Source organism: Rhodococcus sp. OK611 (assembly GCF_003050885.1).
GTDB lineage: Bacteria > Actinomycetota > Actinomycetes > Mycobacteriales > Mycobacteriaceae > Rhodococcus_G > Rhodococcus_G oryzae.
The window spans coordinates 1-15,675 of sequence record NZ_QAOZ01000014.1 but is presented as its reverse complement, the minus strand read 5'-3'; the positions used below and the strand labels follow the sequence as shown (position 1 = coordinate 15,675).

Annotated in this window: 18 protein-coding genes; 4 read left to right on the top strand and 14 right to left on the bottom strand. The window is 69.1% G+C overall.

The features are described from left to right. The first annotated feature begins 15 nt into the window (after positions 1-15). Positions 16-948, top strand: coding sequence for a LysR substrate-binding domain-containing protein (locus C8K38_RS18130; protein ID WP_097212823.1), 933 nt, complete (start codon positions 16-18; stop codon positions 946-948). A gap of 82 nt (positions 949-1,030) precedes the next feature. On the opposite strand, the gene C8K38_RS18125 is transcribed toward C8K38_RS18130, so the two are convergent. The 11 genes from C8K38_RS18125 to C8K38_RS18075 form a co-directional block, all read right to left on the bottom strand. Then, on the bottom strand, positions 1,031-2,371 hold the full coding sequence (locus tag C8K38_RS18125) for an MFS transporter (protein WP_097212822.1): 1,341 nt from the start codon (positions 2,369-2,371) through the stop codon (positions 1,031-1,033). Between the two features lie 215 nt (positions 2,372-2,586). Then, the gene (locus C8K38_RS18120; protein ID WP_097212821.1) at positions 2,587-3,582 is read right to left on the bottom strand and encodes an amidohydrolase family protein; all 996 of its coding nucleotides are present in this window, start codon (positions 3,580-3,582) and stop codon (positions 2,587-2,589) included. 3 nt (positions 3,583-3,585) lie between these two features. Further along, positions 3,586-4,107 (bottom strand): 3-hydroxyanthranilate 3,4-dioxygenase, encoded by a 522-nt coding sequence (locus C8K38_RS18115; RefSeq protein WP_097212820.1) that lies wholly within the window; start codon positions 4,105-4,107, stop codon positions 3,586-3,588. Next, positions 4,104-4,559, bottom strand: coding sequence for a RidA family protein (locus C8K38_RS18110; protein WP_097212819.1), 456 nt, complete (start codon positions 4,557-4,559; stop codon positions 4,104-4,106). The genes C8K38_RS18115 and C8K38_RS18110 overlap by 4 nt, the downstream gene beginning before the upstream one ends. After that, on the bottom strand, positions 4,556-5,314 hold the full coding sequence (locus C8K38_RS18105) for a 2-keto-4-pentenoate hydratase (protein WP_097212968.1): 759 nt from the start codon (positions 5,312-5,314) through the stop codon (positions 4,556-4,558). Before C8K38_RS18105 ends, C8K38_RS18110 begins: the two co-directional genes overlap by 4 nt. An 11-nt stretch (positions 5,315-5,325) precedes the next feature. Then, entirely contained in the window at positions 5,326-6,141 is an 816-nt protein-coding gene (locus C8K38_RS18100) for a 2-keto-4-pentenoate hydratase (RefSeq protein ID WP_257017569.1), read from the bottom strand. Positions 6,142-6,143: 2 nt separating this feature from the next. Then, a complete protein-coding gene (locus C8K38_RS18095) occupies positions 6,144-7,619 on the bottom strand; it encodes a 2-hydroxymuconic semialdehyde dehydrogenase (RefSeq protein ID WP_097212818.1) in 1,476 nt (491 codons plus the stop codon). A gap of 76 nt (positions 7,620-7,695) precedes the next feature. After that, entirely contained in the window at positions 7,696-8,589 is an 894-nt protein-coding gene (locus C8K38_RS18090; protein WP_097212817.1) for an LLM class flavin-dependent oxidoreductase, read from the bottom strand. Between the two features lie 82 nt (positions 8,590-8,671). Beyond that, a complete protein-coding gene (locus C8K38_RS18085; RefSeq protein WP_097212816.1) occupies positions 8,672-9,457 on the bottom strand; it encodes an MBL fold metallo-hydrolase in 786 nt (261 codons plus the stop codon). A gap of 122 nt (positions 9,458-9,579) precedes the next feature. Continuing rightward, positions 9,580-10,038 carry a RidA family protein gene (locus C8K38_RS18080; RefSeq protein ID WP_097212815.1) on the bottom strand — a complete coding sequence of 153 codons (459 nt, stop codon included), beginning with the start codon at positions 10,036-10,038 and terminating at the stop codon, positions 9,580-9,582. A gap of 6 nt (positions 10,039-10,044) precedes the next feature. After that, a complete protein-coding gene (locus C8K38_RS18075) occupies positions 10,045-10,209 on the bottom strand; it encodes a DUF4177 domain-containing protein (protein ID WP_072750449.1) in 165 nt (54 codons plus the stop codon). Between the two features lie 54 nt (positions 10,210-10,263). On the opposite strand from C8K38_RS18075, the gene C8K38_RS18070 reads away from it, so the two are divergent. Both C8K38_RS18070 and C8K38_RS18065 read left to right on the top strand, forming a co-directional pair. Beyond that, complete coding sequence (locus tag C8K38_RS18070) at positions 10,264-11,280, top strand: ArsA family ATPase (RefSeq protein WP_097212814.1); 1,017 nt, start codon at positions 10,264-10,266, stop codon at positions 11,278-11,280. Beyond that, on the top strand, positions 11,277-12,389 hold the full coding sequence (locus tag C8K38_RS18065; RefSeq protein WP_097212813.1) for an ArsA family ATPase: 1,113 nt from the start codon (positions 11,277-11,279) through the stop codon (positions 12,387-12,389). The genes C8K38_RS18070 and C8K38_RS18065 overlap by 4 nt, the downstream gene beginning before the upstream one ends. Here C8K38_RS18065 and C8K38_RS18060 read toward each other — a convergent pair. Together C8K38_RS18060 and C8K38_RS18055 are read right to left on the bottom strand one after the other, a co-directional pair. Then, positions 12,368-13,624, bottom strand: a complete 1,257-nt coding sequence (locus tag C8K38_RS18060; protein WP_097212812.1) for an MFS transporter — start codon at positions 13,622-13,624, stop codon at positions 12,368-12,370. The two genes, C8K38_RS18065 and C8K38_RS18060, sit on opposite strands and share 22 nt — an antisense overlap. After that, complete coding sequence (locus C8K38_RS18055) at positions 13,621-14,103, bottom strand: MarR family winged helix-turn-helix transcriptional regulator (protein ID WP_179800621.1); 483 nt, start codon at positions 14,101-14,103, stop codon at positions 13,621-13,623. The genes C8K38_RS18060 and C8K38_RS18055 overlap by 4 nt, the downstream gene beginning before the upstream one ends. 101 nt (positions 14,104-14,204) lie before the next feature. Here C8K38_RS18055 and C8K38_RS18050 point away from each other — a divergent pair, with 101 nt between their 5' ends. Then, a complete protein-coding gene (locus C8K38_RS18050; RefSeq protein WP_097212966.1) occupies positions 14,205-14,654 on the top strand; it encodes a cupin domain-containing protein in 450 nt (149 codons plus the stop codon). A gap of 15 nt (positions 14,655-14,669) precedes the next feature. On the opposite strand, the gene C8K38_RS18045 is transcribed toward C8K38_RS18050, so the two are convergent. Next, complete coding sequence (locus C8K38_RS18045) at positions 14,670-15,605, bottom strand: hypothetical protein (RefSeq protein ID WP_146179118.1); 936 nt, start codon at positions 15,603-15,605, stop codon at positions 14,670-14,672. Between the last annotated feature and the right edge of the window lie 70 nt (positions 15,606-15,675).

The following is a 15,675-nucleotide window of genomic DNA, read 5'->3' as shown; positions in this document are numbered from 1 at the left end:
GATAGGCTCGGCGACATGGACACGCCCCGACTCCTCGATGGCCGCCTCAAGCTCCGGCACCTGGTGCTTGTCGACGCGCTGACCCGGCAGGGCAGTGTGGTCGGCGCGGCCGCCGCACTCCACGTGACCCAGCCCGTGGCCACCCGCAGCCTGCACGACCTCGAGTCGATTCTCGGCGTGGAGCTGTACGAGCGCGGGCCGCGCGGCATCACGCCGACGATCTTCGGCGAGGCCTTCACCTCGCACGCGAGGGCCGTCATCGCACAGCTGACCCAGGCCGGCAGGCATGTGGTCGAGCTGGCCGACGCCGATCGCGGGACCGTGGTGGTCGGCACCCACCTCGCCGGATCGAACGTCCTGCTCCCGGGAGCCATCGCGCGCCTGAAGGTGGAACGACCGCTGCTCACGGTGATCGTGCGCGAGGGAACCCCGGAGACGCTGCTCGTCGAGCTCGAGGCCGGCCGTGTCGACCTGATCGTGGGCCGGCTCACCTCCCCCACCGACCAGTCCGCCATCCGCGACACCCTCTACGAGGAATCGGTGGAACTGGTCACCCGCGCACACCACCCACTGGCCGAGCTCGACGGCCTGACCCTCGCGGACCTGGCCGACTACCCCTGGATCCTGCCGGGTGTCGAGACCTCGCTGCGCCGCGAACTCGAGGAGTTCTTCGCCAGGAACGGTATGCCGTTGCCCGAGAACCGGGTCGAGGCAACCTCGTTTCTCACCGTCCGCCAACTGCTCATCGAGACCGACATGATCGCGGTGCTGCCGAGCCTGATCCCGCGCGACGACGCTCGGCTCACCACCCTCCCGGTGACGCTGGATCCGATCGGGCACCGCGTCGGGATCACACTCTCTCCCGGACGCACCCTCAGCCCTTCGGCCGAGGCGCTCGTCGGCAACCTGCGCCGCATCGCGGCGGAGATCGCACCGACAGATCGGTGAGCCGCTCCCCCGACACCGAACAGCGACGAGCCGCCCACCCGTCGGGTGAGCGGCTCGTCGAATGCGCCTGGACGGATGCGGCCTACACGTGTGCGCGCTCCGCAGCGGCCGGGAACTCCGGCCCCCTCGAGCTCGACGGGACGAGCCGGAACAGCGCGATCGCACCGGCCAGACTGATCGAGCAGATGACCACCAGGTACCAGGTGACACCGACCGAGGAACCGGTCGCATTCAGCAGCGCCGTCGAGATCATCGGCGCGAGCCCACCACCGAGGATGGCCGCGGTCTGCAGGATGAGCGACGATCCGGAGTAGCGCACCCGGGCCGGGAAGGTGTCCGCGATGATGCTGCCCTGCACGCAGTGCGTGACGGGAATGATCAGGCCCATCCCGAGGAAGGCGATCACCGCGAGCACCGAGTTCTCGGTGTTGAGCAACGGGAAGAACGCGATGCACCACAGCAGGATGGCCGCCGACCCCGCGATGAACATCGTCCGCCTGCCGTAGCGGTCCGCGACCGTCGTCCACACCGGGATCGTCGCGAACCACAACACGGCGGCGGCGGTCACGCTGAGCACCAGGAACTGCTTGTCATATCCCAGGTGCTGGGTGCCATAGGAGAGCGTGAACACCATGAAGGCGTACGCGACCGCGGAGTTGGCCACCACCGCGAGCAGGGTCAGCGAAAGCCGGGGGAACCCGACCTTGAGCGACTCCTTCAGTGGGAAGCGGACCACGTCGCCCTTCTCGAGAATGCCTGCGAACGAGGGAGATTCGGTCACCCGCAGCCTGATCACGAGGCCGATCGCGACCAGCACGAAACTCAGCAGGAACGGGATGCGCCAGCCCCACGACTCGAAGGCCTCATCCGACAGCACCGCGTTCGTCGTCAGGAAGATGGCGTTGGCGAGCACGAGTCCGGCTGGGGTGCCCATCTGCGGGAACCCGGCATAGAGGTTCTTCTTGCCCTCGGGCGCATGCTCCATCGACATCAGGGTGGCGCCCGCGCCCTCGCCGCCGAGACCGATGCCCTGCACGATCCGCATCGCGACCAGCAGGACCGGGGCCCAGAAGCCGATCGAGTCGTAGTTGGGGATGAGACCGATGAGCGTGGATCCGACGCCCATCATCACCAGCGATACGACCAGTGTCGCCTTGCGACCGATGCGGTCACCGAAGTGCCCGAACACCAGGCCGCCAAGGGGCCGCGCGATGAAGCCGACCGCGAAGGTGCTGAACGCGGCGAGGGTGCCCACCGTCGGGCTCAGGCTGGGGAAGAACTGCTTGTTGAAGATGAGCGCTGCTGCGGTGCCGTAGAGGAAGAAGTCGTACCACTCGAGCGTCGTGCCCGCGAGGGTGGCCATGGCCACCCGGCTGCGAGCCGCCGCGGCAGGGCCGGGACGGTGTTCCGGGTTCTCGTTCATCGTGGGACCTATCATGTTGGGAGACAGCGAATGTGATTGCGATAGCCGCGCGAGTCGAAGTTCCGCTCATCGAGGGACCGAGGGCGGGAAGCGGTGACGATCACAGTCTCACCCTGTGAGCCATGACACACAAATGCCGATTTGCTGATCTGCCATACCTATTTCGATATAACAGGATCGGTACCGCACAGCCTGCAGGCCCGCCCACCGGCCGGTCAGCTCAGCCCCAGGAACCGCTCGGCATTGCCGCGGGAAATGAGTTGCCGTGCAGCATCATCGAGGAACTCACTCTTGCGCACCACCTCTCCGACCGGACGTTCCCCGAGCGGATAGGGGTAGTCGCTGCCGACCATCACCCGCTCGACACCGACCGTGTCGACCAGCAGCCGCAGCGCCCGTTCGTCGAAGACCACGGAGTCGACATAGAAGCGCCCGAGGTAGTGCGACGGCGGGAATTCGGACGTTCCGATCACGTCGTTGCGCCCGTGCCAGGCGTTCTCCATCCTCCCCAGCCAGAAGGCGAAAGATCCACCGCCATGCGCGAATCCGATCTTCAGACTCTCGTCGATCCGGTCGAACACGCCGCCGAGTATCAACGCCAGTATCGAGAGGTGGGTCTCGGCAGGCATCGCGGTGAGCCACTGCGCCATCCACCGATCCAACCGAGGGGAGTTCGCCATGTCCCACGGGTGCACGAACACCGGCACCCCCAGTGAGGCGCAGTGCTGCAGGAAGGTGACCACGCCCTCGCTGTCGAGGTCCAGGTCGCCGACGTGGTTGCCGATCTCGACGCCCCGATGTCCGTTGGCGACGCACCGCTCGAGCTCGCGGCACGCGGCATCGGTGTCCTGCAACGGAACCTGACAGAACGGGATCAGCCGATCCGCGGCAGGCGCGACGATCTCCAGCGCCAGGTCGTTGAAGATCCGTGCGATCCGCTCGCCCTGCTCGCCGGTCCGGCCGTAGTTGAAGAATGCCGGGGTCGGCGAGACCACCTGGGTACGGACACCGTCCGCGTCCATGTCCCGCAGCCGGATCTCGGCATCCCAGCAGTCCGCCTGGATCCGGCGGAACTCCTTCGTGCCCATCATGATCATCGCCTCGGACTCGGACTCGATCCGCAGCCATGGCGCCTCCGGACCCGCCACCGCCGTCAGGTCGGGCCAGCCGTTCGGCACGTAGTGGGTGTGGACGTCGATCATTCCGCTCACCTCTCACCCCTTGCCCGGATGGAGGGTTCCGCAGTTCCCACAGGTGCGGGCTTCGACACTCTCGTAGAACTGGGTGAACACCGGAGGCAGGTCGGCGACGATGTCACGGACCTGGAGTTCGACCTCGTGGATCAGTGCGTCGCAGTCGATGCAGTACCACTGGAACTTCTCGAGCGTGCCCTCCTCGCGCACGCGCTCGATGACCAGGCCGATCGAGCCCGCGGTCGGACGCTGCGGCGAATGAGGCAGGTTGCCGGGCAGCAGCCAGGTCTCGCCCTCACGGATGTGCACGGTCTCGGGGCCGTTCTCCGTCATGACATTGACGTGGATATCACCCTCGAGCTGGTAGAACCACTCCTCGTACGGATCCAGGTGGTAATCGGTGCGCTGGTTCGGCCCACCGACCACCTGGACGATGAAGTCGCTGCCGAGGGCCATGGTCTGGTTGTTCACCGGGGGCTTGAGCAGATGCTCGTTGTCGGCGATCCACTTCTGGAAGTTGATGGTCGGCGGGACTCGGGTCATGACGTGGCCTCCGATGTGGCGGTTCGGTTCTGCGAGCGGGCGACGGGTCGGTACGCGACGCCCTGCATCTCGATCAACAGGTGGGGGTGCGGGAGCTGGTGTACCGCGACGGTGGTGCGGGTGGGACCTGCTTCGTCGAACATCTCGGCGTACACCTCGTTGTAGCCGCCGAAGTCGTTCATCGACACCAGGTACGAGGTGACCTGGACAAGGTCGGAGAGCTCGGCGCCGACCTCGGCGAGGATGGCGCGCATGTTCTCGATGACCGCGCGCGTCTGGGCGCGGATGTCGAGCGAGGTGGTACCCATCTCGTCGACCGCGACGCCGACGAACGTGTTGTCCGGCCGTCGCGAACTGGTTCCCGAGACGTACACGAAATCCCCGGCGACCTTGACGTGCGGGAACCGGCCCCGTGGCGTGGCCAGCCGCCCGATCACCTTTGCTTCGCTCATTTCACTCCCCTCACGCTGACGCGGCCTAGCCCGGCGATGTGGCACTGCGCGACCTCAGCGGTCAGCGTGACGGCCGCGGTGGCCGCACCCGCGAGCACCACCTGCCCCGCCCGCAGCGGGATCGCCCGACGACGCGCCATGTCCACCAGCGCGTGCAGCGCGCGCACCGGATTGCCGAGGATCGCCGAGGTGGATCCGACCATGGCCTGGCTACCCACCTCCAGCCGAACCGCTCGGTTGTCGACATCCTGCATCCGCTGCCACTGCCCGACCACATAGCCGGCGGCCGAGGTGTTGTCGGCAACCACGTCGGTGTACGTGAATCGGAAGTCCCGGTAGCGGGAGTCGATGATCTCCATCGCAGGCGCCACCGCGTCCACGCAGGAGACGATGTCCACGGCCGGATCGCCCGGGTCCACGTCGCGGGCGAGCCGGTACGCGATCTCCGGCTCGATCTTCGGGTGGATGAACCGGGCCAGGTCCACGTCGCCGCCGTCCTCGATCCGCATGGCGTCGGTGAGCTGCCCGACGATCACGTCGGACACACCCATCTGGGCCATCTTGGCCTTGCTCGTGAACCCGAGCTTCACCCCGACGATGGATTCCCCTCGGCCCATCCGGCGGCCGACCAGGGCGTTCTGGATCCGGTAGGCATCGTCGATGTCGACCTCATGGCTGTCCGCGAGGCTGGGCGTGTCGGTCACGGTCCGCTGGGCGAGATCCAGGCGATCCGCGAGCCCGTCGATTTTGATCATGTTGAGCTCCTTCACTTCTCACGTCCTACCAATGCCGACTCGATCACGGCGTCGACCTCGCCCAGCCCATCGAGCCGAAGCCGGAAGCTGCCGGCCTCGGTGATCGGAACCATGGGACCCAGTGCACCGGACATGACGATGTCGCCTGCCCGCAACGGCTGCTCACGTGTGACGAGCTCCCTGGCCAACCAGGCGACGGCCACGACCGGGGAGCCGAGGCAGGCGTGACCCGCACCGAAGGACACCTGCTCGCCGTCCCGTTCCAGTGTCATCCCGACCCGTGACAGATCCAGCCCGGTCAGCGAGTACGGGGTGGTCCCCAGGACGACGGCTCCGCTCGACGCGTTGTCTGCGACCGTGTCGGTGATCGCCAGGTCCCAGTCGGCGATCCGCGAGTCGACGATCTCGATGGCGGGCAGGACGAAGTCGGTCGCGCGCAGGACGTCGGCGACGGTCGCTCCCGGCCGATCGAGGTCCCGGCCGAGCACGAACGCGATCTCGCCCTCGGCCCGCGGCTGCAGGAACCGGGCGGCGGGCACGGGCTCGGTGTGGCCGTACATCATGTCGTCGAGCAGCACGCCGAAGTCCGGCCGGAAGACACCGAACTGCTTCTGCACCGCCGGCGCCGTGAGCCCGATCTTCGCGCCGACCACGCGTGCCCCGCGACCCACCTCGGCGGCGACGACCCGACGCTGGACCTCGTAGGCGGCGTCGAGGTCGCTCTCGCCCAGGAACTCCCGCACCGGCGCGGCAGGCACCAGCGACGCCCTGGCGGCGATGAGCCGCTCTGCGGCCGCATCGAGAGCCGTGGTCGATCCCGATGTCACAGTCACAGTTGCACACACACATTCGTGGGTTCGGTGTAGAAGTGGAGTGATGATTCGCCGCCCTCCCGGCCGATCCCGGAGAGGCCCGCGCCACCGAACGGCGAGCGGAGCTCGCGCGTGAACCAGGTGTTCACCCAGGAGATCCCGACACGCATCTGCTGCGCGACGCGGTGCCCGCGGCGCAGGTCGTTCGTCCAGACCGCCGCGGCGAGTCCGTACTCGGTGTCGTTGGCGAGCGAGATCGCCTCCTGCTCGGTGTCGAACGGGATCAGCGCCGCAACCGGGCCGAATATCTCCTCTCGCACTGCACGATCGGCGTTCGTCAGGCCGGTCCAGAGGGTCGGCTCGATCCAGGAGCCGCCTGCGAGGTCGGCGCCCAGGTCGGGGATCCCGCCGCCGGTGAGCACCTTGGCCCCGGCCTGTTCTGCGATCTCGAAGTAGCTTCGGACCTTCTCGCGGTGCGCCTGGGAGATCAGTGGCCCGGTGGTGGTCGTGGCGTCGGTTGGCGCGCCGAGCCGAAGTCCCTCGGCGCGCTCGACCAACCCGGCCGCGATGTCGTCGAAGATGTTGCGCTGCACGTACACCCGTTCGGTACACAGGCACACCTGCCCGGTGTTCGCGAACACCGAGCGGGTCAGGCCGGTGAGGGCCTCGTCGATGTCGACATCGTCGAACACCACCGCGGCATTCTTGCCGCCGAGTTCGAAGGAGACGGGACGGACTCGCGGCGCGACCGTCTTCATCACATGGGATCCGGTCGCCGAGGAGCCGGTGAAGGTGACCCCGTCGATGTCCGGATGATCTGTGAGGAATTCCCCGGCCGAGTTCCCACCGAATCCGTGCACCACGTTGTAGACACCCGCAGGCAGCCCAACCTCCTCCAAGACCTCCGCGAGCAGCGTCGCGGTGGAGGGCGTCTCCTCGCTCGGCTTGACGACAACGGCGTTCCCGCAGGCCAGTGCGGGCGCCACCTTCCAGGTCAGTAGCAGCAGCGGCAGGTTCCACGGCACGATCACCGCGACCACACCCAAGGGCTTGCGCACCGCGTAGTTCAACGCCTGCCGCCCGCCGCCGAGGTCGGTGAGGAACGACTCCTGCCCCGCCGCGGCGACCACGTCCGCAAAGGTGCGGAAGTTGGTCAGCGCGCGGGCCACGTCGAGCTCGCGGGCCTGCGTGATCGGTTTTCCGGTGTCGGCCATCTCCGCGGCGACGAACTCCTCGAACCGCTCCTCGATCCGATCTGCCGCCCTGCGCAGCAGGGCCGCCCGCTCCCGCACGGGCGTATCAGCCCACCCGTTGTCGAGCGCGCGCCGCGCCGATCGCACGGCGCGGTCGACGAGAGCGATGTCCGCCTCGTGCACTCGGGCCACCAGCTGCCCAGTGGCGGGGTCGAGATTCTCGAAGCTGCGCTCCGGGTCCGGGTCGACGAAGCTGCCGTCCACGTAATTGCGAATCCAGGCTTCGCGGGGTGTGGTCATGCATTCATGATTGGCGGGGAATCCATGCCGAACAAATGCGAATTTCCTCGCAAGCTATGCACATATCGACATAGCTTCACCCCCTCTGGCCGGCGACCGCCTCGCGAACCGCAGGAACCACCTCAACCGCCCACTTCTCGTGCTGGTGCGGGTCATCGTCCTCGGCGCCGAACACGAAGGTGTCCATGCCCGACTCGAGCACCAGCTCGGTCAGCTCGTCGACCCATTGCTCGACCGGCCCGTTGAGGAACCCGCTGCTCGGTCCGTCGGTGATGGCGCCGAACACGTTGTAGATCCGCTGGATCGCCGCGGGGTCACGGCCGGCCGCCCTCGCGGACTCGTCGATGCGCGCGTGCAGACCGGGCAGCACCGGCGGCGGGAAGTAGCTGACCGACGGGACCCAGCCGTCGGCCGAGCGTCCGAGCACCCCGAGCATCCGCGGACCCCCGACCCCCAGCCACAGCCCGATGTCGTGCGCGGGCCGCGGCCCCGGATGCGCACCGGAGAGCCGGTGGTGAACACCCTCGTACCGCACCGATTTCTGGTCCGACCACATGAGCCGGATGACGTCGACGGCCTCGGACAACGCGCCCGCGGCCTCGCCTGGCGTGCGTTCCGGTCCGCCCATCCCCCCGATCGCCGGCCAGAACGCACCTGCCCCCAGCGCCAGCTCGAACCGCCCGCCCGAGATCACGTCCAGGCTCGCAGCCGCCTTCGCCATCACCGCGGGCGGTCGCAGTGGCAGGCACGCCACATCGGGGAACACCCGGACCCGGGTGGTGCGCGCCAGCACCAGGGCCATCAGGGACCAGGTGTCCAGGAACCGCTTCTGATACGGATGGTCCTGGATCCCGACGAGATCGAGCCCCTCGTCATCCGCCATCGCGACGAGGTCGAGGATCTCGTCGACCCGGTCGGCATCCGGGGTGGGGAACATGCCGAACTGCAGTGGACGTCCGTAGTCGGTCATCGCCGCGCTCCTCGGTCTCGACTGCGCCTGATGTCCACAGTCACCGACGTGGCCCGAATGCGCAACGGTCGCCGAGGCCGGCTCAGCGGCGCAGGTACTCCAACTGCACGCGCACGGACTGCTCGGCGACCGGCCACAGGCTCTGATCGACGTCGGAGTAGACGTGCTCGACCACCGCGCGTGGGCCTGCGTCGGCGCCGAGGATCTCGAGCGCCGCGCGGACCTGATCGAGTCGCTCCTCGCGATGGCTCAGGTACTGCTTCGCCACCGTCTGCAGGTCCGGCAGGTCGGGACCGTGCCCGGGCAGCACCGCGCGGCCCGTGCCCAGGTCGATGAGGGCGCGCAGCGAGGCCAGGTAATCGCCGAGATCGCCGTCGGAGGCGTCCAGGACGGTGGTGCCCCGGCCCAGGATGGTGTCGCCGGTCAGCACCGACCCCTCTCCCTCGATCACGAACGAGGTCGAGTCCTTGGTGTGGCCTGGGGTGCGCAGCACCCGGATCGCGAGACCGACCTCTTCGATGAGCTCACCGTCCGGCAGGCCCGCGTCGGTGTGCGTGCGGAACCGCGGGTCGACGGAACGGACCGGGCTGCCGGTGAGCGCGGCGAACCGCTCGGCGCCCCCGGTGTGGTCCCCGTGCCGGTGGGTGATCAGGGTCAGCGCCACCGGGCCGACCGCCGCCACCCGCAGCAGGTGATCCTCGTCGGCGTCACCCGGATCGATCACCACACATTCCTCGCGGCCGGGCGCCCGCAGGATCCAGGTATTGGTGCCGTCGAGCGTCATCATGCCCGGGTTGTTCTCCAGCATCACCGCCGCGATCGGGGTGACCTGGCGCAGCTGGGCGTACGCCGGATGTGCCGTGGTCATGGGCTCACTGTACGACCCCGGCGGCGCCGCGGGCGTTGGGCCACATGCTGATTGAAACTCGCGCCGACGCCCGCGCGCTGGCCCACCGATTGTCGGGCCGATCGCGCGCGGGCGCACCGCAGCTAGCGGACTTCCGCGATGACCTCGACCTCGACCGGCGCGTTCAGCGGCAGCTCGGCCACGCCGACCGCGGACCGGGCGTGCACACCCGCGTCGCCGAATACCTCGCCGAACAGCTCGGAGGCGCCGTTGATGACGCCGGGCTGCCCGGTGAACCCCTCCGCGGAGGCCACGAAGCCGACCACCTTGACGATGCGCACCACCGAGTCGAGCCCGACCAGCGCGTCGATCGCGGCGAGTGCGTTGAGCGCGCAGGTGCGGGCGGCGGCCTTCGCCGTGTCCACGGAGACCGCGCCGCCCACCTTGCCTGCCTGCTGCAGTTCACCGTCGATGAAGGGCAGCTGGCCGGAGGTGTAGACGAGGTTCCCGGTCCGCACCGCGGGAACGTAGGCCGCGACCGGTGCCGCCACGTCGGGCAGCTCGATCCGCAGCTCAGCGAGCCTTGCAGTCCAGTCGGTCATGCTCGATCAGCCCTTCGGGCGCTTGAGGTAGGCCACGTGCTGCTCGCCGGTCGGGCCGGGCAGCACCGACACCAGTTCCCAGCCGTCGCCACCCCACTGATCGAGGATCTGCTTGGTCGCATGGGTCAACAGCGGAACGGTGGCATATTCCCAGGTAGTCAATTCGCTCATGCCGCTGAGCCTAGTCGGCCGACGCCGCGCTCCCGCGACTTATAGGCTCGGGGGGTGGCAGCACCCGCGACAGCACCCGTATACGAGTGGCCCGCCAAGGCGGACAAAGCTCGCCTGCATTTCGTCTCAGGGAAGGGCGGCACCGGAAAGTCCACGGTCGCGGCCGCTTTGGCGCTCGCGCTGGCCGCGGGCGGCCGACGGGTCCTGCTCGTCGAGGTCGAGGGCAGGCAGTCCATCGCGCAGCTCTTCGACGTGCCCCCGCTGCCGCCCGAGGAAACGAAGATCGCCACGGCCGACGACGGCGGCGAGGTCTATGCGCTCGCCCTCGACATCGAGCACGCGTTCCTCGAGTACCTGGACATGTTCTACAACCTCGGCTTCGCCGGTCGGGCCATGCGCAAGCTCGGCGCCATCGAGTTCGCGACCACCATCGCGCCCGGCCTGCGGGACGTGCTGGTCACCGGCAAGATCAAGGAGTGCGTGGTGCGCACGGACAAGTCGGGCGCCCGGATCTACGACGAGGTCGTCGTCGACTCCCCACCCACCGGCCGGATCGGCAGCTTCCTCGACGTGACGAAGGCGATGGCCGACCTCGCCAAGGGCGGACCGGTGTATTCGCAGTCCGAGGGGGTGGTCCGGCTGCTGCACTCCGACGAGACGATGGTGCACCTGGTGACCTTGCTCGAAGCCCTGCCCGTGCAGGAGACCACCGACGCGGTCGAGGAGCTGGAGGCGGCCGACCTTCGGCTGGGCACGGTGATCGTCAACCGCAGCGGCACCGCCTACCTGCCGACCAAGGCGATGGCTCAGGCCGCCGACGGCACCATCGACGCGGACGCGGTCCGGGCCGGGCTGGACGCCGCCGGGATCTCGCTGTCCGAAGCCGACTTCGCGGGCCTGCTCACCGAGACCATCGAGTACGCCTCGACGTTGCGCGCCCAGGACGACAGCGCCGCCACCCTCGACGAGTTGGACGTCGCGCGGCTGCATCTGACGGCGCTGACCGACGGCATCGACCTCGGTGGGCTGTACGAGCTGGCCGAGCAGCTGGCCGAGCAGGGCGTCCGATGACCACGACTCTCGACATCGACGAGATCCTCACCGACCCCGCGTCACGGATCGTGGTGTGTTGCGGGGCGGGCGGCGTCGGCAAGACGACCACCGCCGCGTCGATGGCGCTGCGCGCGGCCGAGGAGGGGCGCCGGGTCGTGGTGCTCACCATCGATCCCGCCCGCAGGCTCGCCCAGGCGCTGGGGGTGCGCGAGCTCGACAACTCCCCGCAGCCGGTGCAGCTGGCCCCTGGCGCCACCGGTGAGCTGCACGCGATGATGCTGAACATGCGTCGCACGTTCGACGACATGGTGCTCGAGCACTCCGCCCCGGACACCGCGCAGCAGATCCTCGCCAACCCCTTCTATCAAACGGTGGCCACGTCCTTCTCCGGCACGCAGGAGTACATGGCCATGGAGAAGCTGGGTCAGCTGGCCGCCAGCGACGAGTGGGATCTGGTGGTCGTGGACACCCCGCCCTCGCGCAACGCGCTCGACTTCCTCGATGCCCCGCAACGCCTCGGCGCGTTCCTCGACGGCCGGATGATCCGGATGCTCTCGGCTCCGGGCCGAGGGATCGGACGCCTGGTCACCGGCGCGATGGGCCTGGCGCTCAAGGCGGTGAACACCATCGTCGGCAGCCAGATGCTGTCCGACGCATCGGCGTTCGTGCAGTCTTTCGAGTCGATGTTCGGCGGGTTCCGGGAGCGGGCCAACCACACTTATCAACTGCTCCGCGCGGAGGGCACCCATTTCCTGGTCATCGCGGCCGCCGAGCCGGACGCGCTCCGAGAGGCGTCGTTCTTCGTCGATCGGCTGTCCACCGAGGGGATGCCGCTGGCGGGGCTGGTGCTCAACCGGACCCATCCGACCCTGAGCTCCCTGTCGGCGGATCGGGCGACGGCCGCGGCCGATCAGCTGAAGGAACGGGGCGAGCACCCGTTGACGGCGGCGGTCCTGAAGATCCACGCCGAACGGGCCCGCACCGCGCAGCGGGAGCTGCGGCTGCTCGGCCGGTTCACGGGCGCGCATCCCCGGGTGCCCGTGGTCGGCGTGCCGTCGTTGCCTTTCGAGGTCTCCGACCTCGAGGCGCTGCGGGCGGTCGCCGATCAGCTGACCGGCCGGGGCTGACCGACCTCGTCGACCACCGCCTGCCGGGGTTGCCGCACCACGAGAGCGGCGGCGCCTGCGGCGACCAGGCAGGCGGCCGCGCCCATCGCGAGCGCGACGCGGCCGCCGAACTGCTCGGCGACGGCACCCGCGATCGGCCCGCCGATCGGCGTCGACCCGAGGAAGGCCACCGACCACAGGGCCATCACCCGGCCGCGCATGCCGGGTTCGGCCTCGAGCTGCAGGGTGCTGTTCCCGATGGAGAGAAATCCGACGCTCGCGGCGCCGACCAGCACCAGGATCACCAGTTCGAGCCAGAAGGTCGGGGCGACGGCGGCCGCGGCGATCAGCACCCCGAACGACGTCGCCGCCGAGATCAGCGCGGGGATCCCGGTCTTGCCGCGGGCGGCGACGAACAGCCCGCCGACCACCGCACCGAATCCCATCGCGGCGGTCATGAATCCGTAGACGCTGGCGTCGCCCCCGAAGGTGTCCCGCGCGAGCACCGGCAGCACCACCTGGAACTCGTAGGCCAGGCAGCCGACCAGCGCCATCATCATCAGCGGGACCAGCAGTGCCGGGGTGCGCCGCACGTACCGCAGGCCCTCCCGCAGCTGACCCGGCCCCCGGTGCGCGGGCGGCGAGGGACGCAGGGCGCCGAGGTCGAGGGTGACCAGCGACACGACCACCGCGACGAAGCTGACCGCGTTCAGGAGGAAGCAGAGTCCGAGCCCGCCCGCCGCGATGATGATGCCTGCGATCGCGGGCCCGACCGCGCGGGCCACGTTGACCAGGACCGAGTTCAGGCTGACCGCGTTGCGCAGGTTCTCGGGCCCGACCATCTCCAGCACGAATGCCTGTCGTGCGGGGTTCTCGAAGCTGTTGTTCACCCCGAGCAGGAACGCGAGCACGTACACCTGCCACAGCGTCACCGTCTGGGTCACCGTGAGAATCCCGAGCACCAGCGCGAGCACGCCCATCATCGACTGCAGCCCGATCATCAGCCTGCGCTTGTCCAGGCGGTCGGCGACGACGCCGCCGTACGGGCCGAACAGCAGCACCGGCAGGGTCTGCAGCGCGATCACCAGGCCGAGCGCGGTGCCAGACCCGGTCAGCTGGAGCACCAACCACGCCTGCGCGACGGCCTGCATCCAGGTACCGACCATCGACACCGCCTGCCCGCCGTAGTACCGGCGGAAGTTCGGGGTGGCGAGGGACGCGAAGGTCCGGTGCGCGGTCGCCGCGAGCGTGGTCACGGCCGGCCGCGCGCGGCGGTGCCCGAACCGGATCCGGCGGGCTGCGGCGCGATCTCCCTGGCCAGCGACTCGAGCGCGGGCAGGGCGGATCGAAGGGCCTGCTCCTGCTCCTCCGGCAGCCGAGAGAGCGCGTCCGTGAACAGTCGGGTCCGTTCGCCGCGCAGCCGGCGGTGCATCCGCTCGCCGGCCTCGGTGACCTGCACCTGCGCGACCCGGCGGTCCCCCGGGTCCGTCGAACGCTCGAGCAGGCCGTCGGACTCGAGCTTGCCGACCACCCGCGAGAGCATGGTCGGGTTCAGCCCCTCGGTCTCGGCCAGCGCGCCCAACCGCAGCGGGCCCAGTCGCCCGACGGTCCCGAGCACGGAGAGCTGCGTCCGGGTCATGCCGTCACCCGAGACCTGCCGGTCGACCAACCGGGCGATCCGGCCGAGGGCGATCTTGAGGCGGGTGACCTCGTCCTCCGAGTGCACCGTCGCCATCGTTACCCCTCCCGTTTAGTTGCCTATCGGCAAGCATATAACTCCGGGGGAAACGTGTCGACCGCCTGACGGGAACGGCAGGCGCTGCAATGATCGGTGCCATGACGGAGCTGCCCGACTGGGCGCGCGAGCTGAACCTCGCGCCACACCCCGAGGGCGGCTGGTATCGGGAGACCTGGCGCAGCGGCATCACCGTCCCGGCGACCTCCCTGCCCGGCGACTATCCCGGAGCCCGGGCAGCCGGGACCGCAATCCTGTTCCTGCTGATGCCGGGCCAACAGTCCGCGTGGCACACGGTGCGCAGCGAGGAGATCTGGCTGCACCACCGCGGCGGCCCGCTCCTGCTGGACCTCGGCGGGGACGGCGACCGGCCCGGCCGGGTCACCGAACACCTCCTCGGCCCCGACATCGTTGCCGGTCAGGCCCCGCAGCTCCTGGTCCCGGCGCGGCACTGGCAGCGAGCCCGCCCGGCCGGTGACGAACCGATCCTGGTCAGCTGCGTGGTCGTACCGGGATTCGACTTCGCCGACTTCCGGCTGGCCGACGGCTAGCTCTCGGATGGATTCTCAGGCGTAGGCCAGCGGCATCGTGTCGACCATCTCGGCCGATACGTAGACCTGACCGCCGGCAGGCTGCCCTTCGCGGTCCGCCGTTTCGGTGCTGAGCAACGCTCCGGTCTGGGGGTCGATCACCAGCCGGTCTACGTAGCCCTCCTCGAAGGTGAACTCCAGGACATCGCCGGGCCGCCCTGCCCGGTCCGCGCCGACACCCAGATCACGTGCCCTGATCGCCTCGAGGTCGAGCCCGGCCAGCACCCGGTAGATCCCCGCCTTGATCTCGGGGGTGACCTCCGGGTCAGGCAGCAGTTCGGTCGCCAACCGGTACAGCGCCCGATCCGGAGCCTCCCCGGGGTACCCAAGCCCGAGCTCGCTCGACAGGCTCAACATTCGTGTCCGCAGCTGGTAGGGGTCTGCGGGGAGCTCGGCCAACTGCGCGCTCGTCAGGTACCCGGACGTTTCTTGGAGGTCGCCCCCGGCCTTGCCGACGAGGGCGGTTCCGTCCGGACGCACGTAGGCGTCGTATGTCGGCTGGCCCTCGTCGGTGAGGTTGACGAACCGCATGTGCCGGATCGGTCCGGCCCCGACCAATTCCGACTTCTCCGCAACCAGTGCCGCTTGCCGCAGGGTGAACTGCGGGCCGGCTTCAATGACCTGCACCTGCCCGGACTCGCCCAGTCCGTCGTCTCCGACGACGAATATCGACGCGGCGACAGCAACGCAGGCGGCGGCACCCACGCCTGCCACGACCCGCCACATTCGCCGCCGGCGCTGGTCGAGTCGAACGACCGGGGCGGGGGAATCAGTGGCCTCGACGGCGGGTGGCTGCGGGGCGGTCTCGGTCTCGATGGTGCGCATCAGGTTCTCTCTCGCTCGGAGGACGACCTCGTCGCGGGGAGGCTGCGGCTCGGGTCGCCGACCGCGGATCTCCGTGAAATCACGCATGCCCTTCTCCTTGCCTCGACTCGGTCTGTTGTCGTCCTGTTCTTGCGGGATCGACGCCGTCCGGTTCACG

Bases quoted from the DNA above. Each gene is read 5' to 3' on its own strand.
- C8K38_RS18130 (WP_097212823.1), top strand. From the start codon at position 16: ATGGACACGCCCCGACTCCTCGATGGCCGCCTCAAGCTCCGGCACCTG.
- C8K38_RS18125 (WP_097212822.1), bottom strand. From the start codon at position 2,371: ATGAACGAGAACCCGGAACACCGTCCCGGCCCTGCCGCGGCGGCTCGC.
- C8K38_RS18115 (WP_097212820.1), bottom strand. From the start codon at position 4,107: ATGACCCGAGTCCCGCCGACCATCAACTTCCAGAAGTGGATCGCCGAC.
- C8K38_RS18110 (WP_097212819.1), bottom strand. From the start codon at position 4,559: ATGAGCGAAGCAAAGGTGATCGGGCGGCTGGCCACGCCACGGGGCCGG.
- C8K38_RS18105 (WP_097212968.1), bottom strand. From the start codon at position 5,314: ATGATCAAAATCGACGGGCTCGCGGATCGCCTGGATCTCGCCCAGCGG.
- C8K38_RS18095 (WP_097212818.1), bottom strand. From the start codon at position 7,619: ATGACCACACCCCGCGAAGCCTGGATTCGCAATTACGTGGACGGCAGC.
- C8K38_RS18090 (WP_097212817.1), bottom strand. From the start codon at position 8,589: ATGACCGACTACGGACGTCCACTGCAGTTCGGCATGTTCCCCACCCCG.
- C8K38_RS18085 (WP_097212816.1), bottom strand. From the start codon at position 9,457: ATGACCACGGCACATCCGGCGTACGCCCAGCTGCGCCAGGTCACCCCG.
- C8K38_RS18080 (WP_097212815.1), bottom strand. From the start codon at position 10,038: ATGACCGACTGGACTGCAAGGCTCGCTGAGCTGCGGATCGAGCTGCCC.
- C8K38_RS18075 (WP_072750449.1), bottom strand. From the start codon at position 10,209: ATGAGCGAATTGACTACCTGGGAATATGCCACCGTTCCGCTGTTGACC.
- C8K38_RS18065 (WP_097212813.1), top strand. From the start codon at position 11,277: ATGACCACGACTCTCGACATCGACGAGATCCTCACCGACCCCGCGTCA.
- C8K38_RS18055 (WP_179800621.1), bottom strand. From the start codon at position 14,103: ATGGCGACGGTGCACTCGGAGGACGAGGTCACCCGCCTCAAGATCGCC.
- C8K38_RS18050 (WP_097212966.1), top strand. From the start codon at position 14,205: ATGACGGAGCTGCCCGACTGGGCGCGCGAGCTGAACCTCGCGCCACAC.
- C8K38_RS18045 (WP_146179118.1), bottom strand. From the start codon at position 15,605: ATGCGTGATTTCACGGAGATCCGCGGTCGGCGACCCGAGCCGCAGCCT.